This window comes from Agromyces sp. P1_H4 (assembly GCF_056405255.1).
Window position 1 is genome coordinate 1 of the sequence record NZ_JBFUCL010000106.1, and the last position, 10,530, is coordinate 10,530.

A 10,530-nucleotide genomic window follows, 5' to 3' on the forward strand; every position below is an offset into this window, starting at 1 on the left:
GTCGCTGTGTGGGCGCCCGGGCTCGTGAGCACGGATGCCGCGGCAGCATGACCCGCGAGGCACGCCGCCGCGGCATCCGCCCCCTGCAGCGTCGCGGCGAGGAAGCCGGCGGCGAACGCGTCGCCGGCGCCCGTCAGGTCGCGGATGCCCGCCACCGGCGCCACGTCGACCCGCTCGGCGAGCTCGCCGGCGACGATCACGTCGGTCGGCAGYGGCCCGTGCTTGACCACGACCACGGGTGCGACGGATGCCGCGACCGCGCCGCCGCCCGCCAGGCCGAGCAGCGCGGCCTCGTCCTCGTTCGCGAAGCACACGTCGGGGCACATCGCGCGGATCAGGCCGATCGCCGACCCGACGCCGAGCGCCGACAGCAACCCGGTCGACGACGCGTCCACCGAGACCCGGGCTCCCGCCGAGCGGGCGACACCCGCGAGGCGGACGCACTCGCCGCGCATGGGCTCCAGCTCGAGCCCGTAGGCCGGCACGTGCAGCCAGGCCACCCCGTCGAGCCACCGGTCGTCGACGTGCGCCAAGGCGGCGGAGGCGCCGCGGTCGGGGAACATGGAGCGCTCACCGTCAGGGTCGACGAGGAGCACGACCGTGCCCGTGCGCCCCTCGCGCTGCACGCGCACGTCGACCCCGGCCGCGGCCAGTTCGGCCACGAGCACTTCGCCCGCGGCATCCGACCCCACCCGGCCGATGAAGCGCGCCGGCACGAGCCGTGCGGCGAGGGCGGCGACGTTCGCGGCGCTCCCGCCCCGGGCGCGGAACACCCGTGCCGCCGTATCGGTCGCGGCGCGCACCGGCTCCGAGGCCCACACGACGACGTCCTCGACGAGGTCGCCGACCACGGCGAGCACGCCGGCCGATGCCGCGGGCTGGCGCTCACCCGGCGACGGCACGCGCGATCTCCGCCCCGAGCGCGACGTTGCCGCGGTACACCTCGAGATTGACCTCGAGGCTCCGCCCGCCCGTTGCCCGCTGCACGTGGTCGAGCAGGAACGGCGTGGTGTCGTGCCCGGTGATGCCGGCGTCGGATGCCGCGGCCAGGGCCTCGGCGAGCACCCGGTCGTGGAAGGCGGGGTCGAGCTGCAGCTCCTCGTCGACCGGGTTCGCCACCAGCACCGCCGAGGAGAGGCCGAGCTCGTCGCGCGCGTGCGCCAGCGTCGCGGCATCGGCTGCGCTCTCGATGCGGTAGTCGAGTGCGAAGCCCGAGTCGGCGACGTAGAAGCCCGGGAACCGATTCGTGCGGTAGCCGACGACCGGCACGTTGAGCGTCTCGAGGCGCTCGAGGGTCGCGCCGATGTCGAGGATCGACTTGACGCCCGCGCTCACGAGCGTGATCGGCGTCGTCGCCAGCGTGCCCAGGTCGGCCGACTCGTCGAAGCTCTCACTCGCCCCGCGATGCACGCCGCCGAGCCCTCCGGTCGACATGACGCGGATGCCGGTGCGGTGCGCGAGCCACGCCGTCGCAGCCACGGTCGTGCCGCCGTCGAGGCCCTTCGCCCGGGCGATGGGCAGGTCGCGCACGCTCACCTTCACCACGTCGCCCGAGGTGCAGAGCCGCTCGATCTCGGCGGGGGACAGTCCGACGACCGCGATGCCGTCGATCACGCCGATCGTGGCGGGCACCACCCCCGCGTCGCGCACCTGTCGCTCGGCCGCCAGCCCGACCTCGAGGTTGCGCGGGGCGGGGAGGCCGTGGCTCAGGATCGTCGACTCGAGCGCCAGCACGGGAGCACCCGCGGCGATGGCGGCGCCCACCTCATCGGACACGCGGATCGCCGGCGTCAGGGTCTGCATGTCGTCATCGTAGGGGCGCGCTGCGACCGTGCAACAGGCCGCCGCGGCATCCGCTCGCCGATGTCGGCGGCCGCCGCTACGGTGGACTACCGTGCCAGCACCTGTCATCGTCGCCCAGGACCTCGTGAAGCGCTACGGCGAGTTCGCCGCGGTCGACGGCATCTCGTTCGAGGTGGCGCCCGGCGAGTCGTTCGGGCTGCTCGGGCCCAACGGCGCCGGCAAGTCGACCACGATGCGCATGGTCGGCGCGGTCTCCACGCGCACGTCGGGCGGCCTGGCGATCCTCGGGCTCGACCCCGACACGCACGGGCCCGAGATCCGCTCGCAACTGGGCGTCGTGCCGCAGGCCGACAACCTCGACGCCGAGCTGCGCGTGCGCGAGAACCTGCTGGTCTACGGCCGCTACTTCGGCATGCCGGGCCGCCTCGTCGCGAAGCGCGCCGACGAGCTGCTCGCGTTCGCGCAGCTGGAGGACAAGGGCAAGGCCAAGGTCGACTCGCTCTCGGGCGGCATGAAGCGGCGGCTGACCATCGCGCGGGCGCTCATCAACGATCCACGGGTGCTGCTGCTCGACGAACCCACCACCGGTCTCGACCCGCAGGCCAGGCACATCCTCTGGGACCGCCTGTTCCGGCTGAAGGAGCAGGGCACCACGCTCCTCCTCACCACCCATTACATGGACGAGGCCGAGCAGCTCTGCGACCGGCTCGTCGTGGTCGACAAGGGCGCCATCATGGCCGAGGGCACCCCGGCCGACCTCATCCGCCGCTACTCCTCCCGCGAGGTGCTCGAGGTGCGGTTCGGCAGCGACCGCAACAGCGAGGTGGCCGAGCGCCTCGCCGGCATCGGTGACCGCATGGAGGTGCTGCCCGACCGCATCCTCGTCTACAGCGACAACGGCGAGGCCGAGCTGGTGCGCATCACCGACGCCGGCTTCCGCCCCATCACGAGCCTCGTGCGCCGCTCGAGCCTCGAAGACGTCTTCCTCCGCCTGACCGGACGGAGCCTCATCGAATGACCGAACCACTCTCGGCCGTGTCGACCGACCCGGCCACCGCCCGGGCGATCGCCGGCGGGCGCCGGACCCGTCGATGGGGCGCCTGGTACGTGGCGCTGCACCGGTTCCGGGTGATGAAGAGCTACACCGGTACCGTCGTCGTCGCCGGCATCGGCAACCCGCTGGTCTACCTCTATGCGCTCGGCGTCGGCCTCGCGACGATCGTCGACGTCGACCTCGAGGGCGTCAGCTACCTCGTGTTCGTCGCTCCCGCACTGCTCGCGAGCGCCGCCATCACGGTGGCCAGCGAGGAGTTCACCTACCCGATCATGCTCGGGTACAAGTGGAATCCCACCTTCACCGGCATGAGCGCCTCGCCCCTGCGCCCCACCCAGATCGTCGACGGCATCGTCATCTCGGTGGCGGTGCGCATGACCGTGAACCTCGTGCTGTTCCTCCTGCTCATCCTCGTGTTCGGTGCCGCGCCGTCGCCGGTGGCGGTGGGCATGATCGTCGCCGGYCTGCTCGGCGGGCTCGCCTTCGGCACGGTGCTCATGGGCTACACGTCGACCCTCGAGGAGGACACCGGGCAGCTCGCCATGGTGATGCGCTTCGTGGTGCTGCCCATGACGCTCTTCTCGGGCACCTTCTTCCCGCTCGCCACGTTCCCGATCTGGCTGCAGTGGATCGGGTGGATCTCGCCGCTGTGGCACAGCACCGAGCTGGCGCGGGTCTTCTCCTTCGGGTACGCCGAGCCGATCTGGCTCAGCATCGTGCACGTCGTCTACCTGGTCGTGCTCATCGTGGTGGGGTGGGCCTGGGCTCGTCGCATCGCCGTGCGGAGGCTCGGAAAATGACCGACGTCACGCAGCGCCAGCGTGCGCAGTCCGGCGCCCGGCCCCGGCCGGTGCGCTCGCTCTACTCCGGCAACGCCAAGGCGGTCATGCTCCGCGGCTGGCGCGCGACGCGCAGCACGAACTGGCTGGTGGTGGTGAGCGGCTTCTTCGAACCGATCTTCTACCTCCTCGCCATGGGCATCGGGCTCGGCACGCTCGTCGGCGACGTGACGACGGCGAGCGGCCAGGTCGTGCCGTACGCGGCGTTCATCGCCCCCGCCCTGCTGGCGGTGGCCGCGATGAACGGCGCGATCTACGACTCGACGTGGAACGTGTTCTTCAAGATCCGGTTCGCGAAGCTCTACGAGGGCATGCTCTCCACGTCGCTCGGCCCCCTCGACGTGGCCCTCGGCGAGATCCTGCTCGCGCTCCTGCGCGGCGCGCTCTACGCCGTCGGATTCCAGCTCGTCATGCAGGTGCTCGGGCTCAACCTGTCGTGGTGGGCGCTGCTCGCGGTGCCCGCCGTGCTGCTCATCGCCTTCGGGTTCGCGAGCCTCGGCATGGCGATCACGAGCTACATGAAGTCGTTCCAGCAGATGGACTGGATCAACTTCGTGCTGCTGCCGATGTTCCTCTTCTCGGCCACCTTCTATCCGATCACGGTCTACCCCGAGTGGCTGCAACGCGTCATCGAGGCGCTGCCCCTCTGGCACGGCGTCGAGCTCGTGCGAGGCCTCACCACCGGCGACGTCGGGTGGGGGCTGCTGTGGCACGTGCTCTACTACGTCGTCATGATCGCGATCGGCCTGGTCTTCACCACCCGCCGACTCCGCGCCCTCTTCCTCGACTAACGCGCCGAGCCTTCCTCGACTGACACGCCGAGCGGACTGCGGACGGCCAGTCGCCGTGCTCCTCCGTGTTTCCGCGTGTGACGCCGTCCCGCGACATCCCGGGGACCCGCGCGTATCGTGGCCGCAACGATCACCGAGGAGCCCTCATGTCGCACCACGAGCCGCACGCCACCACCGAGCCCCGCACGGGCGCGGCGATGGGCATGCGCGGCTGCGAGTCGGCATCGGAGTGCCGCAGCGATCGGCCCGGACACGGCCTGCACGCGATGCAGGATCGGCTCGCGGCCACCACCGCGAGCAAGTGGATCGACGCGGTCGTCGCGGGCGTCGACGCGCACGGCTTCGCGACCGTCGTCGGCTTCCACGACGGCGAGGTGCACCGCGTCTGGCACCACGATGCGTTCGGCGACGCACTCCGGGCCGGTGAGCCGGTCGCGCTGCACACGCTCTACGGCGTGCTCGCGCGCGGCCGCGACCGGTTCAGCGTCGCCTACGCCTGAGCCTCCTCGGACCGGATCGCAGCGTCGAGCCGGCCCGCGTCCGCGCGATCTCGGCGATCACGCCACCGGCATCGCCTCGCTCATGGTGCCCATCATCTTCTCCATCGCCATGACCGCCTGATCGCACGCCATCGCGCACATGCGGCAGTGCTCGCTCATCTCGGCGTGCATCGCGCACTCGGCCGAGCAGGCCCGGCACATCATGATCGTCGTCTGCATCATCGACGTCATGACCTGCACGTCCCAGCCGTTCATGCRCAGCATCATCCGCATCATGGTGTCGCAGACGTCGGCGCAGTTCGCGCACATGCCCGCGCAGCGGCCCATGCCCTCGCCCGCGTCGGCATCGGCGCACATGATGCACGCCTGCATGCACGCGGAGAGGGCCTCCAGACACTCCTGCATCATCGCCGGGTCCATGCCCTCCATGGGCTTCCCCGACGACGACATGGCGCCCTTCATCATGTCCATCGTCATGTTCATCTGCGGCTCGCCGTTCCGGGTCCCCGAGCGCCGACGGTGCCGGCGGACGTCTCGACGGCCCTGTTCGCAGCCATGGTACGCCGGGCCGGGAACGGCGAGAAGGGTGCGTGCCGAGCGTTCACGAGCATGAAACAGGGCGGATGCCGCGGGCATGGGCCCGTGGCATCCGCCCGGTCGATCGCGGTGGGCGACGGGGTCGCCGACCTACAGGCTGGCGGCCTCGGCCTGGCCCTCGGCGAGCTCGGTCTCAGCGTCGCCGGCGGCCTCGTAGTCGACGTCCTTCGTCTCCTTGGAGAGCAGCAGTGCGATCAGCGTGAGGACCGCCATGACCGAGAGGTAGACGCCCACCCAGAACGGGCTGCCGCCGCCGGCGGCCCAGAGCGCCGTGCCGATGAACGGCGCCACCGCGGCGCCGAGGATCGACGAGACGTTGTAGGCAATGCCCGAACCCGTGTAGCGCACGTTCGTGGGGAACAGCTCGGGCAGCAGCGCGCCCATCGGCCCGAACGTGAGCCCCATGAGCGAGAAGCCGACGATGAGCCAGAGCATGACGCCCCAGAAGCCGGCGCCGAGCAGGGGCACCCAGATGAGGCCGAAGACGATGATGCCGAGCGTGACCCAGATGAGCGTGCGCCGGCGACCCCAGCGGTCGGCCCAGGGGCCGGACACGAGGGTGAAGATGCCGAAGAACACCACGCCGGCGATGAGCATGAGCACGAAGGTGTTGTACGAGTAGCCGAGCCCGGGCTGCGCGCCCTCGGGCGGCTCGACGGGCGAACGCCCGTAGGCCAGCGAGAACGTGGTCATCAGGTAGAAGAGCACGTAGGTCGCCAGCATGAAGAACGTGCCGAGGATGAGCTGCTTCCAGTGGTTGCGGAACACGCTGGCGAGCGGCAGCTTCGCGAGCTTGCCGGCTTTCGACGCCTTGGAGAACGCGGTGGACTCGACGAGCCGCAGCCGCACCCAGAGGCCCACGATCACCATCACGGCCGAGAACAGGAACGGGATGCGCCAGCCCCAGTCGAGGAACGCCTGCGACGGCATCGACGGGTCCTCCGAGGGCAGCACCGCGGCGATCACGAGGAACAGGCCGTTGGCGATGATGAAGCCGATCGGCGCGCCGAGCTGCGGGAAGGTGCCGTACCAGGCGCGCTTGCCCGCCGGCGCGTTCTCGGTAGCGACGAGCGCCGCGCCCGACCACTCGCCGCCCAGCGCGAAGCCCTGCGCGATGCGGAGGATCACGAGGAGGAGTGGCGCGAGCCAGCCGACCATCGCGTAGGTCGGCAGCACGCCGATGAGGAACGTGGCGATGCCCATGGTGAGCAGGGCGCCGACGAGGGTCGCCTTGCGTCCGTGCTTGTCGCCGAGGTGCCCGAAGATGACGGCCCCGAGGGGGCGGGCGACCATGGCCGCGCCGAACACCGCGAACGACGCGAGCAGGGCGGCGGTGGGGTCACCGGGCGGGAAGAAGAGGTAGGGGAAGACCAGCACCGCCGCCGTGGCGTAGACGTAGAAGTCGTAGAACTCGATCGTCGTGCCGATGAGGCTCGCGAGCACGACACGGCTGCGCGGGTTGGCGGGAACTGGGGTGGCGGCCGTCGCGGCCGCTGGGGTGGGTGAGGACATCGCCTGCGTGACTCCGTGGAACGTGTGGAACGTGTGGGACCGCTCCGCGACCGGCACGTCGATCAGGCGTGGGCATGGGCGCGGAGGCCGGGAATCGTCGCTTGTGGCAACCGCAACACCCTACGCCCGCGGCATCCGCCGATCGAACCGGGTGCGACGAGCGGCCGTGATCGTGCGATGAGCGGCGGGCACGCGCCGACGGGTCAGTGCCAGGCGACGGCGATGACGATGTTGGCGAAGGTCAGCGCGCCGACCGTCCAGAGCGCCCAGCTCGGAGCCGGCTTCCTCGTGCGGTAGACGAAGACGAGCACCGTGATCACGATCGCGATGAGGAGCTTCACCGCGAGCTTCACGTTGTTCAGCTCGAACAGGTCGCCCATCTGGATGGTCGCCACGAGGAGGACACCCGTCACGATCTGCGTCAGTGCGCCCCGCCACATGATGGGCAGCACGGTGCCCTCACCCTGTGCGATCGCCTTCTGCTGCACCAGGAATCCGCCGAAGAGCATCGCGAGACCGACGAAGTGGAGGATGAGGAGGATGATGCGCAAGACGTCCATGCCCTGAGCCTAGGGCGCCGGCGAACGCCGCCACGACGGAATCGGCGTCAGCGGGCCGAGATCATCCGAAGGTCGGAGGCTCGCAGGTCACCGCCAGACGGCGCGGATCGCCCGCGCCGTCGCGATGGCGGCCTCGGCCGCCTCGCGACCCTTGTCCTCCTTGGAACCCGGCAGGCCCGCCCGATCGAGGCCCTGCTGCTCGTCGTCGAGCGTGAGCACGCCGAACCCGACGGGCTTGCCGGTGTCGAGGGCGACGCGGGTGAGGCCGTCGGTCGCGGCTGCGGAGACGTACTCGAAGTGCGGCGTGCCGCCGCGGATGATGACGCCGAGCGCCACGACCGCGTCGGCGCCCGCCTCGAGCGCCGCCTTCGACACGACGGGCAGCTCGAAGCTGCCGGGCACTCGCACGAGCTCGAATGAGGCGCCGGATGCCTCGAGGGTGCGGGTGGCGCCGTCGATGAGCCCGTTCGTGATCTCGTCGTGCCAGCTGCCGGCGACGATCACCACCCGGAGGCCGGTGCCGTCGACGTCGAGCTCGGGGGAGCCTGATCCACTCATGATGCGTGTCCTTCCAGGAGGGTCTCAGCCGCGGCATCCGTCAGCTGCTGATCGTCGATGGCGTGGCCCATGCGGCGACGCTTGGTGTCGAGGTAGCCCTCGTTGACGGCGCCCACGCCGACGACGAGCGGGAGCCGCTCGGCGACGCGGATGCCGTGGGACTCGAGCTGGCGCACCTTGTCGGGGTTGTTCGTGAGCAGGCGCACCGTGTCGATGCCGAGGTCGGTGAGGATCGCCGTGGCGGCCCCGTAGTCGCGGGCATCGACCGGGAGGCCCAGCGCCAGGTTGGCGTCGAGCGTGTCGAGGCCGTCCTCCTGCAGGCGGTACGCGCGCAGCTTGTTGATGAGCCCGATGCCGCGGCCCTCGTGCCCGCGCAGGTAGACCACGACGCCGTCGCGGGCCTGGATCTCGTCGAGCGCGGCGTCGAGCTGCGGGCCGCACTCGCACTTCAGCGACCCGAACGCCTCGCCGGTCAGGCATTCCGAGTGCACGCGCACGACCGCGCCGGCCGCGTCGTTCGCCGGGTCGCCGTGGATGATGGCCACGTGGTCGGCGCCCGTGCTGCGGTCGCGGTAGGCGCGAACGGTGAACACGCCGTGGTCGGTCGGCAGCGAGGTCTCGACCTCGAAGGCGACGCGCGACGACTCGGGCACGGCGACCGGGCCGGCGCCGGCGTCGTCGACGTCGGCGTGCCACTCGTTCAGCCAGGCGACGAGGGCCGCGACCGTGGTCACGGGCAGTCCGTCGCGGGCGCCCAGCTCGATCAGGCCGGGGAGCCGCATCATCTCGCCGTCGTCGGCCACGATCTCGCCGATCACGCCGACGGGCGAGAGCCCGGCCAGGCGCATCAGGTCGACCGCCGCCTCGGTGTGGCCGGCGCGCTCACGCACGCCGCCGTCGACCGCCCGCAGCGGGATCACGTGGCCCGGGCGGATGAGCCGATCGGGCGTCGACGCGGGGTCGGCGAGCACGCGCAGGGTGTGCGCGCGGTCGGCGGCGCTGATGCCCGTGGAGGTGCGGTCGGCCGCGTCCACCGAGATCGTGTACGCCGTGCCGCGCAGGTCCTCGTTCCGCTCGGTCATGAGCGGCAGCTCGAGCCGGTCGGCGAGGGCGTTCGGCATGGGCGCGCAGAGGAACCCGCTCGTGTGCCGCACCATCCACGCGATCCACTCCTGCGTGGCGAACTCGGCGGCCATGATGGCGTCGCCCTCGTTCTCGCGCGCCTCGTCGTCGGCCACGAGCACGGGCTTGCCCGCACGCAGCGCCTCGAGCACCTCGGGGATCGTGGCCAGGCTCATGCGCGGCTCCCCACGCTCGTGGTGTGCGCCGGCGGCTCGGCGGTCGGCGGCTCGGCGAGCGATGGCTCGGCGAGCGATGGCTCGGCGAGCGACGACGGCAGGGCGCGATGCGCGTCGAGTCGCAGCATCCGCTCGACGTGCCGGGCCAGGATGTCGGTCTCGACGTTCACGCGATCGCCGACCTCGCGACGGCCGAGGGTGGTGGCGGCGAGGGTCTCGGGAATGAGCGACACCTCGAACCACGACCCGTCGGGCTCGTCGCCGAGCGCGCTCACCGTGAGCGAGACGCCGTCGACGGCGATTGAGCCCTTGTCGACGACGAGCGGGGCGTGGGCGTCGTCGAGCGAGAAGCGGATGACGCGCCACGCGTCGCCCGGACGGATCTCGAGCACGCGGGCGGTGCCGTCGATGTGGCCCTGCACGATGTGGCCGCCGAGGCGGTCGCCGACGAGGGCGGCGCGCTCGAGGTTGACCGGGAGGCCCTCGGCCGCGGCATCGAGAGTGGACATCGYGAGCGTCTGCGCCATGACGTCGGCCGTGAACGACTCGCCGTCGAAGTCGACGACGGTGAGGCACACGCCCGAGACGGCGATCGAGTCGCCGTGCTTCACGCCCTGCACGGCGAGCGGTCCGCGCACGGTGAGCCGCGCGGCATCCGCGCTGCGCTCGACGCGCGTGACGGTGCCGAGCTCCTCGATGATTCCGGTGAACATGCGTCAGTTCCCTTCGGTCGGTCTGGGGTGGGCGACGACGAGGAGGTCGTCGCCGAGCCGCTCGACGGCGGCGAAGTCGAGGCGCCGGGCGCCGGTGATGGTGGAGATGCCGAGGTCGCCGACCGCGAGGCGGGGTCCGCCGAGCAGCGCGGGCGCGAGGTAGACGAGCACCTCGTCGGCGAGCCCGGCGACGAGGAACGCGCTCGCGAGCGTGGGCCCGCCCTCGACGAAGAGCGAGCGGATGCCGCGGCGCTGCAGCTCGTGCAGGTCGGCGGCCAGATCGGCGCCCTCGAGGAGCACGGGGG

Annotated in this window: 13 protein-coding genes; 4 read left to right on the top strand and 9 right to left on the bottom strand. The window is 71.5% G+C overall.

The genetic code is table 11. From position 1 onward, the window contains the following. Both AC1DY2_RS08655 and AC1DY2_RS08660 read right to left on the bottom strand, forming a co-directional pair. A partial coding sequence (locus tag AC1DY2_RS08655) for a carbohydrate kinase family protein (RefSeq protein WP_476762045.1) occupies window positions 1–902 on the bottom strand: 902 nt, incomplete at its 3' end. Next, on the bottom strand, window positions 886–1,803 hold the full coding sequence (locus AC1DY2_RS08660; RefSeq protein ID WP_476762046.1) for a pseudouridine-5'-phosphate glycosidase: 918 nt from the start codon (window positions 1,801–1,803) through the stop codon (window positions 886–888). The genes AC1DY2_RS08660 and AC1DY2_RS08655, both read right to left, overlap by 17 nt. 91 nt (window positions 1,804–1,894) lie before the next feature. Here AC1DY2_RS08660 and AC1DY2_RS08665 point away from each other — a divergent pair, with 91 nt between their 5' ends. The 4 genes from AC1DY2_RS08665 (at window position 1,895) to AC1DY2_RS08680 (ending at window position 4,987) form a co-directional block, all read left to right on the top strand. Further along, window positions 1,895–2,821: an ABC transporter ATP-binding protein gene (locus AC1DY2_RS08665; protein WP_476762047.1), complete on the top strand. Its 927-nt coding sequence runs from the start codon at window positions 1,895–1,897 to the stop codon at window positions 2,819–2,821. Further along, window positions 2,818–3,657: an ABC transporter permease gene (locus AC1DY2_RS08670; protein ID WP_476762048.1), complete on the top strand. Its 840-nt coding sequence runs from the start codon at window positions 2,818–2,820 to the stop codon at window positions 3,655–3,657. Before AC1DY2_RS08665 ends, AC1DY2_RS08670 begins: the two co-directional genes overlap by 4 nt. Further along, window positions 3,654–4,487, top strand: coding sequence for an ABC transporter permease (locus AC1DY2_RS08675; RefSeq protein WP_476762049.1), 834 nt, complete (start codon window positions 3,654–3,656; stop codon window positions 4,485–4,487). Before AC1DY2_RS08670 ends, AC1DY2_RS08675 begins: the two co-directional genes overlap by 4 nt. Before the next feature lie 146 nt (window positions 4,488–4,633). Next, window positions 4,634–4,987 (top strand): hypothetical protein, encoded by a 354-nt coding sequence (locus AC1DY2_RS08680; protein ID WP_476762050.1) that lies wholly within the window; start codon window positions 4,634–4,636, stop codon window positions 4,985–4,987. A 57-nt stretch (window positions 4,988–5,044) separates the two neighbouring features. Here the strand turns inward: AC1DY2_RS08680 and AC1DY2_RS08685 are convergent, their stop codons facing one another. From AC1DY2_RS08685 to AC1DY2_RS08715, 7 genes are all read right to left on the bottom strand, one after another. Next, window positions 5,045–5,623: a four-helix bundle copper-binding protein gene (locus AC1DY2_RS08685; protein WP_476762051.1), complete on the bottom strand. Its 579-nt coding sequence runs from the start codon at window positions 5,621–5,623 to the stop codon at window positions 5,045–5,047. 51 nt (window positions 5,624–5,674) lie between these two features. Next, the gene (locus tag AC1DY2_RS08690; protein ID WP_309973361.1) at window positions 5,675–7,096 is read right to left on the bottom strand and encodes an MFS transporter; all 1,422 of its coding nucleotides are present in this window, start codon (window positions 7,094–7,096) and stop codon (window positions 5,675–5,677) included. A gap of 203 nt (window positions 7,097–7,299) precedes the next feature. Further along, a complete protein-coding gene (locus AC1DY2_RS08695) occupies window positions 7,300–7,656 on the bottom strand; it encodes a hypothetical protein (protein ID WP_476762052.1) in 357 nt (118 codons plus the stop codon). A gap of 87 nt (window positions 7,657–7,743) precedes the next feature. Then, a complete protein-coding gene (gene ribH, locus AC1DY2_RS08700) occupies window positions 7,744–8,214 on the bottom strand; it encodes a 6,7-dimethyl-8-ribityllumazine synthase (RefSeq protein ID WP_476762053.1) in 471 nt (156 codons plus the stop codon). Continuing rightward, window positions 8,211–9,512 carry a GTP cyclohydrolase II gene (ribA, locus tag AC1DY2_RS08705; RefSeq protein ID WP_309973355.1) on the bottom strand — a complete coding sequence of 434 codons (1,302 nt, stop codon included), beginning with the start codon at window positions 9,510–9,512 and terminating at the stop codon, window positions 8,211–8,213. Before ribA ends, ribH begins: the two co-directional genes overlap by 4 nt. After that, complete coding sequence (locus AC1DY2_RS08710; protein ID WP_476762054.1) at window positions 9,509–10,225, bottom strand: riboflavin synthase; 717 nt, start codon at window positions 10,223–10,225, stop codon at window positions 9,509–9,511. The genes ribA and AC1DY2_RS08710 overlap by 4 nt, the downstream gene beginning before the upstream one ends. A gap of 3 nt (window positions 10,226–10,228) precedes the next feature. Then, a partial coding sequence (locus tag AC1DY2_RS08715; protein ID WP_476762055.1) for a RibD family protein occupies window positions 10,229–10,530 on the bottom strand: 302 nt, incomplete at its 5' end.

What these genes read in the sequence shown, in the direction of transcription:
- AC1DY2_RS08660 (WP_476762046.1), bottom strand. Translation starts at nt 1,803, where the DNA reads ATGCAGACCCTGACGCCGGCGATCCGCGTGTCCGATGAGGTGGGCGCC.
- AC1DY2_RS08675 (WP_476762049.1), top strand. Translation starts at nt 3,654, where the DNA reads ATGACCGACGTCACGCAGCGCCAGCGTGCGCAGTCCGGCGCCCGGCCC.
- AC1DY2_RS08680 (WP_476762050.1), top strand. Translation starts at nt 4,634, where the DNA reads ATGTCGCACCACGAGCCGCACGCCACCACCGAGCCCCGCACGGGCGCG.
- AC1DY2_RS08690 (WP_309973361.1), bottom strand. Translation starts at nt 7,096, where the DNA reads ATGTCCTCACCCACCCCAGCGGCCGCGACGGCCGCCACCCCAGTTCCC.
- AC1DY2_RS08695 (WP_476762052.1), bottom strand. Translation starts at nt 7,656, where the DNA reads ATGGACGTCTTGCGCATCATCCTCCTCATCCTCCACTTCGTCGGTCTC.
- ribH (WP_476762053.1), bottom strand. Translation starts at nt 8,214, where the DNA reads ATGAGTGGATCAGGCTCCCCCGAGCTCGACGTCGACGGCACCGGCCTC.
- ribA (WP_309973355.1), bottom strand. Translation starts at nt 9,512, where the DNA reads ATGAGCCTGGCCACGATCCCCGAGGTGCTCGAGGCGCTGCGTGCGGGC.